We start from the raw sequence: 20730 nt of genomic DNA on the forward strand, positions 1-20730 counted from the left end.
GCCGGAGGGGCCCTCAGTGCGGCAGCTCCTCGGCCCCGGCCGAGGTGGGACGGATGTTCTGATTCACGTGGAAGAGGTTGTCCGGGTCGTAGCGCTTCTTCACCTCGACCAGCCGGGCGTAGTTGTCCCGGTACGTCGCCTGCACGCGCTCCTGGCCCTCGTCCATCATGAAGTTCACGTAGGCGCCGCCCGCGGAGTAGGGGTGCAGCGCGTTCCAGTAGTCCTTCGTCCAGGTGGAGATTTCCCGCGCCTTGCCCGGTGAGGGGTCCACGCCGACGATGACCTCGGCCCAGCGCGCATCCCGGAAGCTGAACGCGGTGTCGCCGGGGGCCACGCGGTGCACCGCCCCGTCGATGGGGTAGAGGTGCATGGTGGAGTGCATCGTCGGCAGCCGCTCGGCGAACTCCACGTGCCGGGCGATGGCCGCGTCTGGCAATTCCTTCACGAAGTCCGCGCGCCAGTACCACTGGAGGCCGGGCGGGTAGAGCGCATCGAACATGCTCTGCAGGACGGGGTAGGGCATGGGCTGCACGCCGTGCAGCGCCGGAGACAGCGCCCGCACCGGTGCGAACACCTCATCCGCGCGCGCCGGGTCCCCGGTGTAGCACCACACCACCGCGCACATCTTCTTGAGGTGCAGGGGTTCGGGGAAGGGCGGCCCGGGCGGCACGGTCATGAAGGCGAAGAAGCCACCGAGCTCCTCCGGCGCGGCGGAGATGAAGTCGCGGTACCACTGCATCACCTCCGCGGCGCGCTCCAGGGGCCAGAGGGTGGGCCCGCCGATGACGGAGCCCACCGGATGGGCCCGGAAGAGGAAGGAGGTGACGACGCCGAAGTTGCCGCCGCCGCCGCGCACCGCCCAGAACAGGTCCGGGTGCTGCTCGGCGCTCGCGGTGACGAAGCGCCCGTCCGCGAGCACCAGGTCCACGGCGAGCAGGCTGTCGATGCTGAGGCCGTAGCGGCGCGAGAGGTGGCCCAGTCCGCCGCCCAGGGTGAGCCCGCCCACGCCGGTGGTGGAGATGATGCCCGAGGGGACGGCGAGGCCGAACGCGTGCGTGGCATGGTCCACGTCGCCCCAGACGCTGCCACCGGAGACGCGCACCGTGCGCGCGACGGGGTCCACCCGTACGCCCCGCATGCGCGACAGGTCCACCACCAGGCCTCCCTCGCAGATGCCCAGCCCGCCGCCGTTGTGCCCACCGCCGCGGATGGCCAGGGTGAGCTTCTGTTCACGGGCGAAGCCGACCGACGCGATGACATCCGCCACGTCGGCGCACCGGGCGATGAGCGCCGGGTGCTTCTGAATCATGGCGTTGTAGACGCGGCAGCTCTCCTCGTAGTCGGCGTCCCCGGGGCGGACGAGCCCGCCCCGCAGTCGGGTCCGAAGTTGCTCCACCAGGTCAGGGGTCATCCCGGGCGGAAGCCCTCCGCCCGCCTGTCCGCGTGCACGCTGGGTGTCCAGGGTCATGGTGCTCTCCCTCCATGGGGAGCGCGCTCGGAGCGTCCCCGCACCTCCCAAGCTAGGAATGGCCGGTGCGTGCCCGGGCAGGCACGCGGGACGGGGAGCCCATGGACGCACCGCGCGGTGGCGGCGGGCGCGGCGCTCGGCGGGTCCGACGCCGCTACTTCCCAATCCACGCCGCGAAGCGCTTGTCCAGGAGCGGCGCCGCCTTGTCGACGGCGTCCCAGGTGTCGTCATCGAGCTTGGGCTCGTCGTGGCCGAACGGGCCCGCGCGCTTTCCGAACGTCTTCTTGAGGTCGGCCGTAATCCAGAGCCCGTTCATGTTGTGGAACCATCGCCACGCCATCTCGCCAAGCCCCGGAGCATCGCGGAGGTGGTCGTTCCAGAGGCCGCGCGGAAGCGCCTGCTTCACCAGCTCCGAACCCTTCGCCTTGCGCGCTGAGACGGCCGCGAGCAGCTCGCGGTGCGCGGAGAAGCGCGAGGTATCGAGCAGGCCTCGCGTCGCGGCATAGCCCACGAAGAGCCCGGTCGTGACGTCTGGGTACCGCATGAGCGCGCCTCCGCCCTTCACGGAGAGCGTGACGGTGGTGATGGCGTCGTCGAGCTCAATCTCGAGCTCCACCTGCGCCGCCGTGTCGAGCGCGTAGACCCAGTAGGCGACGGTGAGCTCATCCTCGTCCGAAAAGGAGGCCCGACGGCCGGTGGGCGCTCCGAGCAGCTTCGTGAACTCCGCCTCCGAGGCTCCCTTCCACGGCACCCCCAGCACGTTCTCCTCGATTCTCGACCTCACCCATGCGGAGGCGACGTAGGGGATGAACGTCTTGCGGGTCTTGGAGATGGGCGGATAGGCGTCGTTCAGGATGTCGTGAGAGAAGACGAGCTCGACGCCGTGCTTCGGTGCCTCGACGTTCACCGAATCATTGTTCTCGCTCGTCGATGGCGGCACCTTCTTGCCGAGCACCCCGGTCACATAGGCGATGACCTCGGGGGCGTCCGCACGCTTTCCGAGAATCGACGCGAGTGCTTGCGTCTTCGGGCCGAGCTTCTTCATTACCGCCGTGGGCGCGCTCTTGCGGACGGCGACCGCCTGCGCTTGCGCCGGGGGCGGGGCCGCGGCGTCACCGTCGAGCCAGGCCGCGAAGTCGAAGTCCTTCGCCTTCGGCACCTTGACCTTCTGCGTTTTGAGCCACGCAGCCAGTGCCTTCCGGCCGGAGGCTCCCTCCTCGTCGTCGAGGTCGGCGACCTCCGTCTCGCCCTTGGACCACAGCGTCAGGAACTCCTCGAGGCTGTTCGCGAGGGTCCGCGCCTCGCCCTCCGAGCCGAGCAACGCCACCGCGGGCGGGGTCTTGGCTCCCGTGTTCACGAGCGCGAGCAGCGAGCCGTCAGGGAGATGCAGGAACGCGAAGGCTTCACGCCGGAGACGGGCTGCCTGCTTCGGATTCCATTCCTTCGGAATGGCCTCGGCCGCGAGCGCGTCGAACCAGCCCAGCGTTCCGTGGGTCTGCCTGCCCACCCAGGCGCCGACGTCCTGGAGCAACGGTGGAATCTCATGACCTGCCGGAGCCGCGGAGAGCTTGACCGTGTATTTCGCCATTCGCGGCAGCTTCGGCCACCTGTTCGATGGCGTAAAGGTCGCGGTGGACGGGGTTCAGCACGTCGCCTGGCTCTCCTCGCCAGAGTCCAGCTCCGGCGGGTACCGCCCTCCGGCCGGCTCCGTCGGTGACGCCGGGTCCACCGGCAGCTCGACGACGAAGGTCGTGCCTCCACCCGGCGTGTCCTCCACCTGGATGGAGCCGCCGTGCGCCTGGATGATCTGCCGCGTCACGTAGAGCCCCAGGCCGAAGCCGGAGATGTTCGTCCCCCGCACCGCCCGCTCGAACACCTGGAAGATGCGCTCCCGGTCCTTCGTCGCGATGCCCGGGCCCTGGTCCTGCACCATCAGCCACACCCGGTCGTCCCGGGCCCGCGCGGACACGAGCACGGGCCTGTGCTCGCCATACTTGATGGCGTTTCCCACCAGGTTCGCGACCACCTGTTCGATACGGGGGCGGTCCCACCGCGCATGGATGGGCCCATCCTGTTCGAAGCGGATGGGGATGCGGCCCCGGGACAGCTCGTCGTCGAGCCCCGCGAACACATTGCCCACCACCTCGGACAGCTCCACGTCCTCGAAGCTCAGCTCCATCCGTCCGGTGAGGATGCGCGACACGTCGAGCAGGTTGTCGATGTGCTCCCGCAGCCGATTCAGCTGGCGGTCCGCCAGGTGGAGCAGCCGGGTGATGCGCTCGGAGTCCGGCGCCGGTCTGGAGCGCATCGCCTCCCGCTCCACGGACTGCAGGTGCAGCTTGAGCGACGTGAGCGGAGTCTTCAGCTCGTGGGAGGCGATGGAGAGGAACTCCTCACGCGCCTGCGTCGCCTCGCGCGAGCGGCGGTAGAGCCTCGCCGCGTCGATGGCCAGTCCCCCGCGCTGGGAGACCTCCTCGATGAGCGCCAGCTCCGCCTCGGAATACGCCGCACGACCGGGCTCCGGGTAGAGCACGTACAGGCCCAGCACCTCGCCGCGGACCCTCAGCGGCGTCACCCAGGCGGGAGGGGCGTCCGGCGAAGGCACCCGGGTGGGGGCACACTCGCCGCGCCCGTCACGCACGGCCGCGAGCCAGCGCGAGAGCTGCTCCGGGGAGACCTCCAGGCCCCGCGCCCGCTGGCGCCGCTCGTGTTCCGAATCCGCGTCGGCGAACACCGTCCGCCAGTGGGAGCCCCCTTCGTCCGAGGGCTCCTGGACCAGGAGCACGCAGGTGCGTGCCAGCGAGGGGATGAGCAGGTGCCCCACCGTGTCGAGCGTCACCTCGAAGTCCAGGGAGGAGGCGAGCCGGCGACTGGTGTCCGACATCAGCCGCAGGGCCTCTTCCGCCCGCTTGCGCTCGGTGATGTCGGTGGCGATTCCACACACCGCGTGGATGGCCCCGGTCGCGTCCTTCAGCGGGAACTTCTGCATCAGATAGGTGTGCGGTCCGTCGGGCCCGGGGAAGACGTCCTCGGACTCCAGGCTCACGTCCTCCTCGAGCACCTGACGGTCCAACGCCCTGAAGCGCTCCGCCACCTCCGCCGGGAAGAGCTCCGCATCGGTCCGGCCAATCAGCTCCCCCCGCTCGCGCGCGCCCAGCACCTCCGCGAACCGTCGATTGATGCTGAGAATCCGCCCCCGCGCGTCCTTCACGCAGATGAGGGCCTGCGAGCACTCGACGAGCGAGCTGACGATGTGCAGTTGTCCGGCGCGGTGCGCCGACTCGAGCAGCCGCGCCTGGGTCTTCCGCAGCGCTGCCTCGGCCCGCCTCCGGGGGGTGATGTCGACCACCGTGCCCTCGATGAGGTCGCGGTCCGCGGCCCGGGAGGCTGAGAGCGCCAGCCTGCGAAGCCCTCCCGCCCCGCCCGGAAGCGCGAGCTCATACTCCCGGACCGCGCTCCCTCCGGCGAGCTGCTCGCGAAGCGGTGCCGCCGCCGCTCCGAGCACGTCCTCCAGGGTGCGGCCTTCGAGCTCGGCCGGCTCCGCCCCGCCGAACAGGTCCGCCGCCAGCCGGTTGGCTCGGACGAAACGGCCGCCGGACACCTGCCAGAGTCCCACGTGCGCACCCTCGAACAGGGCCCGGTGCATCTCCTCACTCCGCCGGACCGCCCGCACCGACGTGTCGAGCGGGAGCACGACGCGGTGGTACACGAACAGCAGGAGCACGGCGAACAGGCCCAGGCCCGCCAGGAGCGTTCCGCTCTGCAGCCAGCGCAGCCGCTCCAGCGTCTGGTCGCTCCGTCGCTGGAGGCGGGCCACGTACTGGTCCATTTCCTCGACGAACTCGCCGGACTGCTGCTGGATGCTGTCGATGTGCGGGTTGTCCGTCAGCTCGCTGCGCTCGGCACGGAGCGCCAGGACGCCCGCATGCTCCAGCTCGCGGAAGCGCTCGTCGAGGGCGCGCAGCGAGCCCATGAGGTCCGGGTCTCGCATCGCGGGGAGGGCGACCTGGAGTCCTCCCTGCTCCACGGTACCGCCCACGAGCAGGGCCGACACACTCTCATGGAACCGCCGGGCGGTGAGCTGCGCGGCCGAGCGTTCCTCCAGGAGCAGGTCCCAGTCCCGCTGCGACAGGCCCACCAGGGCCAGGTTGGTCTCTCGCGTGTACCGCTCGGCCAGCATCCGGAGCGAGCCCGCGACGTTGAGCGTGGCAGCATCCGCGCGCTTGGTCCGGGCCACCTCGGCCATGAGCCCCTGCGACATGCCCAGGAACAGCAGGAACAGGGAGAGCAGCAGGGCGATCCGCAGCATCAATCCGGACCGCAGGCGTGCCAGGTCTCTCCCAAACCGCATGGTGTCCCTCACCTGAGACTCAGGAACCCGGTCCGCTGCGCGAGCGCATGACGGCGGCGGATTCCATCGTAATGAGCGTCCTCCACGGGCTCGAAGCGGCTGAGCAGCGCCGCGTCGAGAATCCGGCGCCCCTCCGCGTCCTCGTGCATGTGCGTCAGCGCGAAGCCCATGCGCCGCCGCAGCTCGGGGTCCATCTTCGTCGAGACGACTACCGGAGGAATGGCCTCGGGCCCCAGCGACATCAGCACGCGGACCTGTTTGGCGGACCCGAAGCGCAGCTCCCGGTCGTAGTCGAGCACCAGGCTGTCGACGAAGCTCGCATCGGCCTCTCCGCTCGCCACCATGCGGATGGACTCCTCATGCGAGCCCGAGCGGATGACCTTCCCGAAGAACCCCGTCGTCAGCCCGCGTTCGATGAGGAAGGAGCGGGGCATGTTGTAGCCGGAGTTCGAGCTCTCCTCGTTGTAGACGAGCGTCGCGCCCTTCAAGTCCTCGAACCGGTGGAAGCGGCTGCCTTCCCGGACGATGAGGTCGGAGAAGTAGATGGGCTGGTCCCGATAGCGGGGGGCCTTCATCACCGGAGCGGCCAGCACGTCGACGACGGGCTCGGGCCGGTCATGCTTGAGCACGTAGGGGTAGCCACAGATGAAGGCCGCATCCACGGCACCATCGTCAATCATCTCGTCGATGGTTCCATAGGAGAGGCCGCTCACGAACTCGACCTGCCGGCCGAGCTGCCGCGCGAGCCAGTCCGCGAGCCGTGAGTAGACGCCGATTCCCGACTCGGACACGAAGGCCGCGCTCATCGCGATGCGGATGGGCGGCCCTGGGAGTCGCTGCTCGCGAGGCGCCGTCTCCAGCACGGAAGCGGTCGTCTGCCCGTCGGAAGGCGAGGCGCGCGGGTCCTCTCTCCCGGTGCAGCCGGAGAGCAGCAGGGCCCAGCCGAGCAGCCCCAGGGCCAGCGGCCCCCTGACGAATCGCAACATCATGTTCCCCCGGTATCTGGGGAAACATCGCCACAGTGGAGACTTCTGCCGAGGGCGAAGAGAGCGTCCGGCTGCCTCCGTGGCCCGGGCCTTCCCCGTGGATTTCGACCTTCGCGCAGGCGGCGGGTGGGCGCTGCGCGAAGGTCAGGCACTCCCGCGGCCGGCGGCGGGGCGGGAGATGCCCAGCGCGGTGCCCGCCGCGACCAGCGCCACGAGCGACGCGAACCACCAGCCACGGAAGAACGTGTCCCCGCTGCCCGTCGCGTCGGCTCCGCCCAGGATGACGACGAGGATGCTCGTGCCGAGGACCATGCCCACCTGCCGGCTCATGTTGACCACCGCGCTGCCGGTGGAGCTCTGGTGCGCGGGCAATTCCACCGTCGCGGAGGCGATGGCCGTCGGGAACGCCAGGCCATTGCCCGCGCCCACCAGCAGCCAGCCGGGAAGGATGGCGGTGACGTAGTCCGGGCTCGGGCCCACGGCGAAGAGGATGACGGTGGCTCCCAACCCTTGCAGCAGCGCGCCCAGGCCGGTGACGACCCCCACCGGGAGCGTCCGGCCCAGACGTTGGCCGAGGAGCGCGAAGAGGGGAACCATGCAGGGGCCGGGCGCCACGGCGAGGCCCGTCTGCAGCGCGGACCAGTGCCAGCGCTGCTCCATGAAGAGGATGACGGACAGCAGCTCCGCGGCGAACGTCACCGCCAGCAGCAGCACGGTGATGTTGGACCAGGCGAACGTCCGGTGCTTCATCAGCGACAGCTCGATGACCGGGCTCGGGTGCTTCGCCGAACTGTAGAAGAACGCTCCCAGCGCGGCCGCGGAGCTGACCCAGCAGAGCGTGGCCGCGGTGCTGCCCCACCCCCAGCCGGGGGCCTCGATGAGCCCCAGCGCGAGCGCGCCAATGGCCACGATGAGGAGCCCCCCGCCCACGAAGTCCGGCAGGTGCGCGGCGCGCTCCTGCTTCACGGAGGGGACGAACCTCGCGGCCGCCAGGAGCGCGGCGAGCCCGATGGGCAGGTTCAGCAGGAAGATGCCCCGCCACGAGCTGGCGACGAGGAGCCCGCCAACCACCGGCCCCGCGGCCCCCGCCAGCGCTCCACTGGAGGCCCAGATGCGGATGGAGCGGGCGCGAGTCTCTTCGGGGAGCGTGGTGAGCACGAGCCCGAGGCTCGCGGGCGTGAGCACCGCCGCGCCCACCGCCTGGAGGCAGCGGAACGCGACCAGCACCCAGAGGTTGCCGCTCAGCGCGCAGCCGAGGCTGGCGAGCGTGAACAGCACGAGCCCGAGCTGGAAGCCCGCCTTGCGCCCGAGCGAGTCCGTCAGGCGCCCCGCGGGGACGAGCAGGGCGCCGTAGAAGAGGGTGTAGCCGTTGAGGACCCAGCTCAGCTGCGACAGCGAGCCCTCGGCGAAGTCGGTGCCGATGGCGCCCAGGGCCACGTTCACGATGAACATGTCCAGGGCGGCCATGAACACGGCCGAGCAGAGAATCACGAGGACGACGCCCGGATGGGCCGCCGTCGCGGCGGGCCTGGGATTCACCACTTGAGCTTGATGGCCGAGCGGAGGGCGGTGTCGAAGGCCGCGTCATCCAGCTTCGCGCGCAGGGCGAGGAGCGCTTCCGCGTCGGCGCCGGCGGGCCAGCGGAACCGTTTCTCGGGCGCTTCCACGGCGTCGGCGATGGTGCGCGCGATGGCCTCTGGCGGCGTCATCTCCTCCCGGGGACGGAACTGCCGCTCGGCCTTGAGCGGCAGGTACGGGTCGTTCTCCCCGAAGTACGCGCGAGGCGCGTCGAGCGCGCCCGTTCCAATCTCCCCCGGCTCCACCAGGACGACGCGGACCCCGAAGTGGCCGAGCTCCAGGCGCAGCGACTCGCTCAGCGCCTCCAGCGCCCACTTGGTCGAGCAGTAGATGCCCGTCAGGGGGAGCGCGACGCGCCCGACGATGGACGAGATGTTGACCACCGTGCCGGCGCGGCGCTCGCGCATCGCCGGGGTGACGGCCTGAATCATCCGCAACGCCCCGAAGACGTTGATGTCGTAGAGCTTGCGCACCTCCTCGAAGGGAATCGACTCGAGCGGTGCCACCGCGATTTCGGCCGCGTTGTTGATGAGCACGTCCACCCGGCCGGCCTGCTCCACGGCGCGTCGGACGGAGGACTCGTCCGTCACGTCGAGCGCGAGGCGCTGGGCGACGGGCAGGTCCGCGAGCGTCTCCACCTTGCGCGCCGTGGCGATGACCTCGTGCCCCCGGCGCACGAGCTCCAGCGCGGTCGCCCTGCCCAACCCCTTCGAACTGCCCGTGATGAGAATGCGTGACATGGAATCGTCCTCTCTTGTGTAGTGGGTTGCCTGTAGATGCAGGTATTGGGTTGAAGAAGAGGGCGGCGGGGTGGGGCCCGGCCGCCCTCGGGTGCTGTCAGTCAGTCCGGCGCTGCGCTGGCGGCCAGCTTCGGGAGGGTGCGGAAGGCCGCGTCCCAGGTCGACGTGGAGACGCGCTGCTGGAGGCGCTCCTGGACGGCGCGCCAGCGGGGCACGGCCTTCGCGAGGACCTCCTGTCCGGCCCTGGTGATGGTGATGTGCTTCTCGCGTCGGTCCTTGCCGGCGCGGGTGGCGACCCAGCCCTCCTGCTCGAGCAGGCGCAGGTTGCGCGTCAGCGTCGTCTCCTCGAGCTGGAGCCCGGCTGCCAGGTCTCTCACCCGCACGCCTTCGCTCCCGTTGAGGTGGGCCAGGACGGAGAACTGGGTGGTGCGCAGGTTCACCGGCCTCAGCGCGTCGTCGTACATCCGCGTCACCATGCGCGCGGCACGGCGAAGCGTCTCGCACATGCACGTCGTCGGAATCGGGCTCTCGGGGGACGCGGGTTCCATAATGCCTGTATATTCAGGCAATGGATGGGCGGCAACGGAATCACGGCTGCCTCCCCGGGGGGCAGGGGTGCCTCCCTTGACGGTTCCGGGCCTTTCTATTTCTGTCCTCCGCATGACTCAGGCGAACCCCGGCCTCACCGACCGGAAGAAGTGGGCAGACAGCAGCTTCAGGCTCCTCAACACCCTGCGGCAGGTGGGCGACCCGGAGGCCGACGAGGCCGTGCGGCGCTTCGTGGAGCACAACGGCCGGGAGAAGGCCGCCGAGGCGGCGAGCACCTTCATGGCGAGCCTGGGCCGCAGCCCCTGGCCCAGCGTGGACCATGCCCGGCAGAGCCTCCGGCCCCAGCCGGAGCAGTCCGCCGCGCTGCAGGAGTTCCTGGACCGGCATGCCGTCCTGCCCACCTGGGCCGATCCGAAGCGCATCGAACAGGGGCAGGAGTTGTTCGTGCGGCATGGGCCCATGGCGCTGGCCGCCCTGCTATGCGCGTCGCTCCCCGAGTGCTACTCGCACAAGAACGGGGCGCTCGTGCTCTGGCACACGCAGAAGCTCAAGGACCACGCCGTCCGCCGCGTCTTCGAGACGGCGAAGATGCTCATCGACGTGATGACGCCGGGCGCGCTCGAGCCCAGGACGGGCAGGGCCGCGCTCACCGCCGTCAAGACGCGGCTGCTCCACGCGACCATGCGCTACCTCATCCTCCACGAGCCGCCGCAGCCGCCAAAGCACCCGCTCTCGCTCGCCGACGAGATGCTGAACAGCCAGTGGGACGCGAAGCAGTTCGGGGTGCCCGTCAACCAGGAGGACAACGCCTTCACGCTGCTGGCCTTCTCCTACGTCGTGCTGCGCTCGTGGAAGCGGCTGGGGGTGTCCCTCTCCCGTGAGGAGGACGCGGCGTACCTGCACTGCTGGAACGTGCTGGGCCACTACCTGGGCATCCCCCCGGAGCTGTGCGCGACCACGTGGGACGACGCGGAGTTCATGTACGAGCGCCTCCAGGCCCACCAGCAGGCCCCGTCCGACGAGGGCCGGCAGCTGAACGCGGCCCTCTCGCCGGTGATGCAGCAGATCATCCCGCCCGAGCACCTGGCGCAGCACATCGAGCACACGCTGATGCGCTTCTTCATGGGCCCGCACACGGCGGAGGTCCTCGGGGTGCCGGCGGAGGAGCCCGTCGACCGCATCATCCAGGTGGGCGTCGACCTCTGGATGCTGCTGAACAAGGGGGCCAACGTCGTGGCGAACGTCGCGGGGATGGTCAACGAGCACCTGCCCATCCCGGTGCCGGGCTTCGTCACGCGGGCCATCGACGAGCTGGCGTGGCGGGCCGGCGCGGTCGTCACGAACGTGCTCGTGAACCAGATAAGGCCGAGCCCCCGCGGCTCCGAGCACCCGCTGGAGGCCGTCCGGAAGAACCTGAAGGAGAAGCTGCGCAGGGGCGGACCGACGGGGCCCTCCAACGGCCCCCCGACGCCGGAGGAGATGCTGCGCCACATGGGGAAGCAGTTCGTGATGAAGCTCGAGGAGCGGACGCCCGCCAATGATGGCCGGCCGCCGTACCAGCTCCCGGAGCACCTGCGCCGGGCCTGGGAGCTGCCGCCCCGGCAGGACATCCCGTAGTCACGGCCCGTCAGCTGGTGAGCGCGTCCTTGACCAGGCGCGCCACCAGCCCCGCCGAGCGCCCCGCCTCGGTGCGCACGTCCCGCGCGAGCATGGCGAACAGCGGCAGCACCCGTCCGCGCAAATCGAAGTTCTTCCGCACCGAGGCCGGGCCCCCGAAGTAGCCCCACGCCGCCAGCCGCGCGAGCGGCAGCAGCGTGAAGGTGGTGGGGCACCGGCGCTCCGGGTCGGTGAGCCGCCAGTGCGGCGGGCAGAGGCCCGAGTCCTTCAGGAGCGTGAAGATGTTGCGCGACGCCTCGTTCGCGGTGCGGGTGCCCTCGCGGAACGCATCCACCTCGGCCGACGCGCTCCGGAACAGCGCCATGAACTCCGGCACGTCGGTGGACTGCGTGCCGCGGTGGGGTGCCTGGTCGAAGCGGTCGAAGTGGGCCGGGTCCCCGTCATTCTCGTACCGGGACAGGATTTCCACATGCCCCGTCGCGCCGAAGGTGCTGCCCAGCATCCACACCCGGTGCCACGCGTTCCAGAGCGTGAAGTCGCTCATCGCCGTGTACGACGTGGCCACCATCCGGTCATGGTGCAGCAGGCCCTTCTTCATGATGGCTTCCAGCGGGGCGAAGCGCTCCACGCGGTAGTCGCGCTCGCGCACCGCCTGGATGAGCCGCCAGCCGAGCCCGTTGACCGCGGACGCCGTCAACGACAGCCCGCTGGAGAAGAGCGCGTCCACGAAGCCCAGCGAGTGGGGCATGAGGAAGAACCGCTCTCCCACCACGCGCTCGGCCGAGTACTGGGCCCGCCCGGTGGCCACCCACTCGCGCGCCGCGCGGGCTCCGCCCAGGTGCTGCTGGACGCTGGGGAACTTCCGGACGAACTGCCAGAACTCGTCCTCCGCGGACACGCCCTCCGGGCGCGGGTAGCGGTCCACGTCCAGGCTCAGCCCCACGCTGCACAGCGGGTTGGTGGAGCTGGAGTGGTTGTCGAACGGAATCACCCAGAACCAGCCGCCGGGGAACAGGTGGTGCAGCGTCCCCTCCGCGAAGGGATAGGCGAGCCCGCGCTCGCGCGCGCTCGGGCCGATGCTGTCGTACGCGGGCACGTTGACCATGTGCGTGAAGAGGGTGCGCGTGCGCGTCTGCAGGGGGCACGGCGTCTGTCGCAACCCGAGCTGCCGCGCGAGCGGCGAGGCATGTCCGGCGGCGTCCACCACGAAGTCGGCGAGCAATTCCTCGCCCCGCTCCAGGGCGAGGCGCACGCCGTCTTCGCCGAATTCGACGGCCTTGATTTCCCGGCCCTGGAAGGCGGAAGCGCCGTAGCGCACCGCGACGGCGAGGAGGTACGCGTCCGTGTCCTGGCGGAACAGGTGGACGTCCGGACCGAAGGGAGGGCCCCAGGTGGGGAACTGCGTGCTCTCGGCGGGGCGCTGCGGCTCGCCCTCGCGGTGGTACACGAAGGAGAAGCCCCGCTTGATTCCGCACGCCGAGGTGACGTGGCGGCGGATGGCCTGGTGGTTGCGCAGGTGGCTCAATTCCGGGACGTCGTAGCGCCGGGCCAGCACCTCCAGGAGGAACGTGGTCTCCGGCACCGTCGACTCACCGACGGCGAAGCGCGGGTGCGTGCCCTTCTCGACGATGGCCACGCGCACGCCATGCCGTGCCAGCACCACCGCGAGCAGCGTCCCGGAGATTCCCGACCCGATGATGGCCACATCGAACCGCCTGCTCATGTGCCGCCTCCCGCGCTGGCCCGGACGCCGTCGCCCTGACGGGCCGGGAAGTCAGACTCGCCACCCACTTCAATCGGATGCCCGGACAGCGCGCGCGCCGCCTGCATGCCGGCCATGACGGCCGACTCGATGCACCCCAGATTCAGCCCCGTGCGCACCCAGTCCCCCGCGAGCCACAGGTTGTCGAACCCCGACGCCCCGGCGCGCAGCCGGTGTCGCGTGCTGTCCGGCACGGCGAGTACGTAGCGGTCGCTCGGGTTGACGTTGGCGCGCCAGTACTGGCCCTCGAAGCGCTGCGCGTCCGTGCCCTCGCCGCACAGCAGCGACAGGTCCAGGCCGTGCGGTGCCGCCGCGTCCGCGGCACCCGGCCAGAGGTGGCCAGCGTGGCGGGCCAGCCATTCCAGACTGCTGCGCTTCGCCTCGGCGGTGGCCCGCTCCGGGTACCCGTGGTCGTCCTTCGGCGGCGGTGTCTCGTGCCCCGGGAGCGGTCCACAGAGGTAGGCGAGCGAGCGGGGGACGTCGCCCGTCCAGGCCTCGCGCGGGAGCAGGTGCGAGAAGTCGGCCCAGGTGCTGAACGGAAAGGCGTACGCCGTCAGCACGGGCGGTGGGTGCGACCAGCCGAGCCCCTCCAGGCCGGGACGCAGCCACAACTGCATGGCCTGTGTCGGCACCGTGCGCACGTGCTCCACCATGCGCCGCCACGTGTCCCGTGCGGAGAGGAGCTCGCCGCAGACGTCCGGCAGCACACTGACGGGCAGGCCGAGCACCACGTCGTCGAAGTGCTCGCCGCGCCGGAGCTGCTCGCGCCCCACGTCCTTCCACGGCGTCCACCACGACTCCAGGTCGATGCCGTGCGCCTCCAATTTCGCGCCCTCGACGAGCTGCTCGTGGAGCGGCTCGGTGGGCCAGCAGGGCAGGCCGTCCACGTCGATGAGGGGCCGGTATTCGCCGCTGGCCACGGTGGCCTGCCAGGCGAGGTCGACGGTGTCGACGGTGCTCCCGTCCGCCGACAGGCCGACGTGGTCCACGCGCCGGAAGAACTCGAAGCGCACGCCGCGGCGCCGGAGCACCTCGTACAGCGGGGCGAACACCACCTCTCCCATGCCCGCCTGCATCTTGTAGAAGATGGAGCCGCGGTACGAGAACAGCATGCGCAGCGTCACCCGGAGCATGGTGCCTGCACCGATGCTGGGCCGCGCGGCGTCTCCGCCGTCGTACGCGAAGACGAAGTCGTACAGCGAGCGGATGAGCCCCGAGCGCAGCGTCAGCTCGGAAGCACCGTGGCGCCGCAGCCAGTCGCGCAGGTCATACCCGTCGATGGCGTCGAAGCCCTCCGTCACCACCCGGTCGGCAATCATGCCCACCGTCAGCGCATAGACGAGGTCCGTGCCAATCCAGAAGCGGCGCGCCTCGTCGTCCTGCTCGACGGGCTCCCGCAGGGCCTCGAAGAGGCGGCCCCGGAGCACACGCAGCGGCTCCAGGAGCGCGTCGCCCGGCGCGGCCATGACGCGGCTGGCGAGGTTGAGCGAGACGACCGCCGCCTCGATGAGCGCGCCCCGCACGTACCGCTTCAGCGAGGGCGCCTGTTTCATGTGGTACCAGACGCCCAGCACGCGGGGGATGAGGGCCTGCACGTACTCCCAGGGGGACTCCACCTCGAAGCCATCCCCGGGCAGGCCGGGTCGGGGCTTGAAGGGGCCGGGCCAGTGCCGCCAGTGGCCGCCGACCTCCTCCTCCCACGCGATGAAGTCGTGCGGCTTGAAGGCGTCATGCCACGCGGCGAGCGGCTCCGAGGGCGCGCGTCCCAGCTCCGCGTAGCAGCGCCGCATCAGCCGGAAGGCGTTGTCGTAGAAGCCCATCCAGACGTGGAGTCCGTGCTCCTCGATGCGGTGGGCGCGCCGCCGGTTGCAGCCGCTCGCTCCCTTTCCCCCCAGGCGGAAGCCTGCCTGGTAGACGGTGACGTCGAAGCGCTCGCGAAGCCCGGGGGTGTCCGTCAACTCGTAGGCCGCCGAGAGCGCGGCGATGCCTCCACCGAGCACGGCCACCTTCTTCCGCTCGCCGCCCGGTCGCGTCGATGACGTCCGAATGGTGCTCGCCTCCCTGGCCACGGTTGCGCGCCCTTCTACCATGGTGGCGTCCTGCCAGGTCGGACCGGCCCCAGCCCTTCGAGAATCCAGGGGGTCGTCTAGGATGTGGGCGCCCCGCCTTCGGGCGCCCATGGAGCACGGCCGCATGCTGCTGGAAATTCCGGGATACGCGCTCAGCGAGAAGATTCACGAGAGCCCGCGTTCACTCGTCTACCGAGGTCGCCGCCAGGCCGACGGCGTCCCCGTCATCGTGAAGATGCTGCGCACCGAGCGCCCGGGGCCCGAGGAGGCCGCCCGCTTCAAGCGCGAGTACGAGATTGGCCGGAGCCTGGACCGTGAGAGCGCCGTCACACCCCACGCCTTCGAGCGCAGCCCCACGCGGCTGGCCATCGTGATGGAGGACTCGGGCGCCATCGCCCTCAAGAGCTTCCTCACGCGTACGCGCCTGGGGCTGGAGGAGGTGCTCGTCCTCGCCTCGCGCCTCGCGGGCGCGCTGGCCGGCGTCCACCAGCGCAACATCATCCACAAGGACATCAACCCGGCGAACATCGTCATCCACCCCGAGCGCCGGGACGTGAAGCTCATCGACTTCGGCATCGCCGCGGCGCTGTCGCGGGAGACCTCGTCGCTGCGCAACCTCAACGTCCTGGAGGGCACGCTCGGCTACCTCTCCCCGGAGCAGACCGGACGGATGAGCCGCGCCGTGGACTACCGGGCCGACTTCTATTCGCTCGGCGCCACGCTCTATGAGTTGCTCGTGGGCGAGCCGCCCTTCGTGGGCAGCGACGCGGTGGAGTTGGTGCACGCGCACATCGCCCGCGCGCCCATCCCCCCGCATGTGCGGCGCCCCGAGCTGCCCGCCGTCGTGTCGGACATCGTCCTCAAGCTGCTGGCGAAGGACCCGGAGCACCGCTACCAGAGCGGGCGCGGGCTCCAGGCCGACCTGGACACCTGCGTGGCGCACCTGCGCGCCCGGGGCACGGTGCCGCCCTTCGAGCTGGGCACGCAGGACCGCTCGGACAAGTTCCAGATTCCGCAGCGGCTCTACGGGCGCAAGGAAGAAGCCGCCATCCTGATGTCCACGTTCGAGCGCGTGGCGTCCGGCCGCGCGGAGATGCTGCTCGTCGCGGGCTACTCCGGCGTGGGCAAGAGCGCGCTCGTCCACGAGGTGCACCGGCCCATTGTCGAGAAGCGGGGCTACTTCATCTCCGGCAAGTTCGACCAGCTCCAGCGCGACATCCCGTACCACTCGCTCATCCAGGCCTTCCAGGGGCTCGTGCGTCAGCTCCTCTCCGAGCCGGAGGCGCGGCTCCAGGCGTGGCGCGAGCGGCTGCGCGCGGCGCTCGGGCCCAACGGCAGTGTCATCACCGACGTCATCCGCGAGGTGGAGCTCATCCTCGGCGAGCAGCCCCCCGCCGAGGAGCTGCCGCCCGCCGAGGCGCAGCATCGCTTCAACTTCGTCTTCCAGAGCTTCGTCCAGGCGTTCGCCGCCGCGGAGCACCCGCTCGTCATCTTCCTGGACGACCTGCAGTGGGCGGACGCGCCCTCGCTCAAGCTGTTGCAGTTGCTGGTCAGCGATGCCGCCGCGCAGCACCTGCTCGTCATCGGGGCCTACCGCGACAACGAGGTGTCCAGCACGCACCCGCTGGTGCTGGCGCTGGAGGCGCTCGACAAGGCGGGGGCGGTGACTCGCACGCTCACCCTCACGCCGCTGCGGCTGGAGCACATCGCCGAGCTGCTGGAGGACACCCTCAAGTGCGGCCCCGAGCGAGCGCGGGCGCTGGCGCAGCTCGCGCTGGAGAAGACGGACGGCAACCCCTTCTTCCTCGGGCAATTCCTGCGCGAGCTGTACGAGGACGGGCTCATCGCCTTCGACGCCGCGTCGCGCTCCTGGCGTTGGGATTTGGGCGAGCTGCGCAACCGCGGCATCACCGACAACGTGGTGGAGCTGCTCACCGGCCGGATTCGCAAGCTGGGCGTGCTGGGACAGCACGTGCTCCAGTTGGCGGCGTGCATCGGCAGCACCTTCGATTTGCGCACGCTGTGCACCGTGGGCGGGGCGTCGTTCTACGAGACGGCCTCCGGCGTCTGGGAGGCCCTCACGCACGGCCTGCTGGTGCCCGTGGACGAGTCCTACCAGCTCGCGCAGCCGGCGAGCCTGGACGTGGGCGCCACCGAGGTGCCCGACGTGTCGTACCGGTTCCTCCATGACCGCGTGCAGCAGGCGGCGTACTCGCTCATCAGCGAGGACTCGCGTCAGTCGGTCCACCTGGAGGTCGGCCGGCTGCTGCTGAAGGCCACGCCCGAGGACATGCTGGATGAGCGCATCTTCGACCTCGTCCACCAGCTCAACCTGGGCAGTGCCCTCATCGAGTCGGTGCCGGAGCGCTACGCGCTGGCCCGCCTCAATCTCCGCGCGGCGCGCAAGGCCAAGGCGTCCACGGCCCACGAGCCCGCGCTGCGGCACCTGACGGCGGCGCTGGCCCTGCTGCCGCCCGGGGCGTGGGACGACGAGTACGAGCTGGCCATGGCGCTCCACCTGGAGGCCACCGAGGAGGAGTACCTCAACGGCAACTTCGAGCGCGCGCGAGAGCTGAGCACCCTGTCGCTGGCGCACGCGCGGACGCTGCTGGAGAAGGTGCGCGTCTACGAGAGCCGTGTCCTCTTCCACACCGCGCGCACCGAGTACGAGGACACCATCCGTGTCGCCACGGAGGCCCTGAAGCTGCTGGGCGTGGAGATGCCTGCACCCGAGGCCGTGGACATGGCGCGAGTGGGCGCGGCCCTGGGGCAGACGGCGGGGCTGATTGGCGGCCGCAGCCCGGCCGACCTGGCCAACCTGCCGGAGATGACGGACCCGGAGAAGTTGGCGACGGTGCGGATGCTCGTGCTGCTCGCGGCGCCCACGTACATCGCGAACCCGATGTCGTTTCCCCTGGTGGCTTGCGAGCTCGTCCGGCACTGCCTGCTCTACGGCAACTCGCGCGCGTCGCCGTACGCCTTCGTCATCTACGGCGTCATCCTCGCGGGCGCGGTGGGCGACGCGGCGGCGGGCAATGCCTACGGCGACCTGGCGCTGACGCTGCTCGACAAGCTCAACGCGCGTGAGCTGCGGGCCAAGGTGTACACGCTGCTCGGCCTGTTCGTGCGGCACTGGAAGTTCCCCGCGCGCCAGACGGTGCCGCTGTCGGTGGACGCCGTACAGGCCGCGCTGGAGAGCGGGGACCACGAGTACGTGGGCTACGCGGCGGACAACTTCGCCGCGATGGTCTTCTACGTTGGAGACCCGCTGGACCACGTCCTCGCCGAGCACGCGCGGTACCACGAGCTGCTGACGCGACTGAAGCACGCGTACCCGGGCAAGCACGTGGCCATCTTCCTGCAGACGGCGCGTTGCCTCGCCGGCCAGGCGCCGGGGCCCCTGCGGATGGTGGGCGCGGAGTTCGACGAGGACACCGACGTGCGCCTGTTCCAGGAGGTGAAGAGCCTCACCCTGCTGGGCGTCTACTACACGTGCAAGACGAACCTTGCCTACGTGTTCGGCGACTACCCGCTGGCCGCGAGCCTGGCGGAGCAGGCGGCGCCATACATGGGCGCGGTGCTGGGCCAGCTCACCGTCGTCCACCAGGCCCTCTACCAGTCCCTGGCCCTGTTGGCGCTCTACGCGGGCGCGGACGCGGACGCGCGGAAGAAGACGCTGGAAACGGTCGAGCGCCACCTGACGCAGCTCAAGGCCTGGGCCGCCGCGTGCCCGGAGAACTTCGAGAACAAGGTCTGGCTGGTGGAGGCCGAGCGGCACCGGGTGCTGGGCCGGGTGGCCGAGGCGATGGAGGCGTATGACCGCGCCATCGAGCTGTCGGCGCGCCACGCCTACGTCCAGGAGGAGGCGCTCGCGGCCGAGCGCGCCGGGGCGTTCTACCTGGAGCTGGGGCGGGCCAAGCTGGCCGCCGTGTACCTGGCGGATGCGCGCTACGCGTATCTGCGCTGGGGGGCGGGCGCGAAGGTGGCGCAGTTGGATGCGCGGCACCCGGGGCTTGCGCCGGCCCGCGCGCCGGAGGCGGGGAACACCGGCCTGGGCACGCATATCTCCACCACCACCAAGACGACGGAGCTGGACCTCACCACCGTCATCAAGGCGGCGCAGGCCATCTCCGGCGAAATCGTCCTCGGGCGCGTCGTCGACAACCTGATGCGCATCGTCATCGAGAACGCGGGGGCGCAGCGGGGCCTGCTCATCGTCGAGCGGGACGGGACGCTCGCCGTGCAGGCCGAGCGGCGGGCCGACAGCGCGGAGGCCCTGGCGGGCACCGGGGACGCCGGGGAGGCGTTTCCCACCTCCGTCGTCCAGTACGTGCAGCGCACGCGCGAGGCCGTCGTCCAGCACGACGCCGCCAGCGAGGGCATGTTCACCGCGGACCCCTACGTGGCCCGAGCGCGGGCGCGCAGCGTGATGTGCCTGCCCCTGCTGAACCAGGGCAAGGTGATGGCGCTGTTGTACCTGGAGAACAACCTGGCGGCGGGGGCCTTCACCAAGGACCGGCTGGAGGTGCTGCGCATCCTGTCCGCCCAGGCGGCCCTGTCCCTCTACAACGCCACGCTCTACGCGGACCTGCAGCAGACGTCCGCGCGGCTGGCGCACACCAACCAGCAGCTCGAGGAGTACAGCCGCACGCTGGAGCAGAAGGTGGCCGCGCGCACCACGGAGCTGAGCGACAAGAACCAGGAGCTGGGGGACACGCTGACGCGGCTGCGCGACACGCAGCGGCAGTTGGTGGCGCAGGAGAAGCTCGCGTCCCTGGGCGCCCTCACGGCGGGCATTGCCCACGAAATCAAGAACCCGCTCAACTTCGTCAACAACTTCTCCGCACTGGCCGGGGAGCTGGTGGCGGAGCTGGAGGCCGCCATCCAGCCGGACCTGGAGCGGCTGGCCCCGCACGCGTGGGCCACGGCGGCGGAGCTGCTCGAAGACTTGCGGAAGAACACGCGCAAGGTTCACGAGCACGGCCGGCGGGCCGACGACATCGTGCAGAGCATGCTGCTGCACTCGCGGGTCTCCGGCGGGGCCGTCGGCGAGACGGACCTCAACGCGCTGCTCGCCGAGAGCCTGACGCTGGTCTACCAGGGCATCCGCAGCAAGGACCCGTCCTTCAACATGAAGGTGGATGCGCGGTACGACGCGTCCTTCGGCACCGTCGAGGCCAACGCGCGCCAGCTCAGCCGCGTGTTCATCAACATCATCAACAACGCCTGCTATGCGCTGCGCGAGAAGCGGCGGCAGTTGGGGCCGGGCAGCGAGCCGGTGCTGACGGTGCGCACGAGAGACCTCGGTGAGCGCGCCGAGGTGTGCATCCGCGACAACGGGCCGGGGATTCCGGCCTCGGTGCTGCCCAGCATCTTCCAGCCCTTCTTCACCACCAAGCCGCCAGGCGAGGGCACCGGGCTGGGGTTGTCGCTGAGCCGCGAAATCATCGTGGACGGCCACAAGGGCGAGCTGCAGGTGCGCACCGAGGAGGGGCAGTTCACCGAGTTCATCGTCACCCTGCCCAAGCGCGGCGCGGGGGAGAAGGCCGCTGGGCCCGGACAGTCCCGGGCGGCGGGGGACGCGTAGGCGGGTGAGGGTGGCGCGGCGTC

General features: G+C 70.5%; 11 protein-coding genes. 2 read left to right on the plus strand and 9 right to left on the minus strand.

Annotated features, from left to right (window positions below):
* Positions 1-13 precede the first annotated feature (13 nt).
* The 7 genes from OV427_RS31780 to OV427_RS31810 all read right to left on the minus strand — a co-directional run bounded on the left by OV427_RS31780 (position 14) and on the right by OV427_RS31810 (position 9671).
* Positions 14-1468 carry an FAD-binding oxidoreductase gene (locus tag OV427_RS31780; protein WP_267859954.1) on the minus strand — a complete coding sequence of 485 codons (1455 nt, stop codon included), beginning with the start codon at positions 1466-1468 and terminating at the stop codon, positions 14-16.
* A 154-nt stretch (positions 1469-1622) separates the two neighbouring features.
* Positions 1623-3056: a hypothetical protein gene (locus tag OV427_RS31785; RefSeq protein WP_267859955.1), complete on the minus strand. Its 1434-nt coding sequence runs from the start codon at positions 3054-3056 to the stop codon at positions 1623-1625.
* Positions 3057-3110: 54 nt separating this feature from the next.
* Entirely contained in the window at positions 3111-5777 is a 2667-nt protein-coding gene (locus OV427_RS31790) for an ATP-binding protein (RefSeq protein ID WP_267859956.1), read from the minus strand.
* A gap of 50 nt (positions 5778-5827) precedes the next feature.
* Entirely contained in the window at positions 5828-6808 is a 981-nt protein-coding gene (locus OV427_RS31795) for a PhnD/SsuA/transferrin family substrate-binding protein (protein WP_267859957.1), read from the minus strand.
* Positions 6809-6949: 141 nt separating this feature from the next.
* Positions 6950-8344, minus strand: coding sequence for an MFS transporter (locus OV427_RS31800; RefSeq protein WP_267859958.1), 1395 nt, complete (start codon positions 8342-8344; stop codon positions 6950-6952).
* Positions 8341-9123 carry an SDR family oxidoreductase gene (locus tag OV427_RS31805; protein ID WP_267859959.1) on the minus strand — a complete coding sequence of 261 codons (783 nt, stop codon included), beginning with the start codon at positions 9121-9123 and terminating at the stop codon, positions 8341-8343. The genes OV427_RS31800 and OV427_RS31805 overlap by 4 nt, the downstream gene beginning before the upstream one ends.
* Before the next feature lie 101 nt (positions 9124-9224).
* Positions 9225-9671, minus strand: a complete 447-nt coding sequence (locus OV427_RS31810; protein ID WP_267859960.1) for a MarR family winged helix-turn-helix transcriptional regulator — start codon at positions 9669-9671, stop codon at positions 9225-9227.
* 112 nt (positions 9672-9783) lie between these two features.
* On the opposite strand from OV427_RS31810, the gene OV427_RS31815 reads away from it, so the two are divergent.
* The gene (locus OV427_RS31815; RefSeq protein WP_267859961.1) at positions 9784-11289 is read left to right on the plus strand and encodes an oxygenase MpaB family protein; all 1506 of its coding nucleotides are present in this window, start codon (positions 9784-9786) and stop codon (positions 11287-11289) included.
* Between the two features lie 10 nt (positions 11290-11299).
* Here OV427_RS31815 and OV427_RS31820 read toward each other — a convergent pair whose 3' ends face one another.
* Positions 11300-13012 (minus strand): NAD(P)/FAD-dependent oxidoreductase, encoded by a 1713-nt coding sequence (locus OV427_RS31820; RefSeq protein WP_267859962.1) that lies wholly within the window; start codon positions 13010-13012, stop codon positions 11300-11302.
* Entirely contained in the window at positions 13009-15120 is a 2112-nt protein-coding gene (locus tag OV427_RS31825) for an FAD-dependent oxidoreductase (RefSeq protein ID WP_267859963.1), read from the minus strand. The genes OV427_RS31820 and OV427_RS31825 overlap by 4 nt, the downstream gene beginning before the upstream one ends.
* Before the next feature lie 124 nt (positions 15121-15244).
* Here OV427_RS31825 and OV427_RS31830 point away from each other — a divergent pair, with 124 nt between their 5' ends.
* A complete protein-coding gene (locus OV427_RS31830; protein ID WP_267859964.1) occupies positions 15245-20707 on the plus strand; it encodes a trifunctional serine/threonine-protein kinase/ATP-binding protein/sensor histidine kinase in 5463 nt (1820 codons plus the stop codon).
* Positions 20708-20730: the final 23 nt, after the last annotated feature.

The sequence above is a fragment of the Pyxidicoccus sp. MSG2 genome (assembly GCF_026626705.1).
Lineage (GTDB): Bacteria > Myxococcota > Myxococcia > Myxococcales > Myxococcaceae > Myxococcus.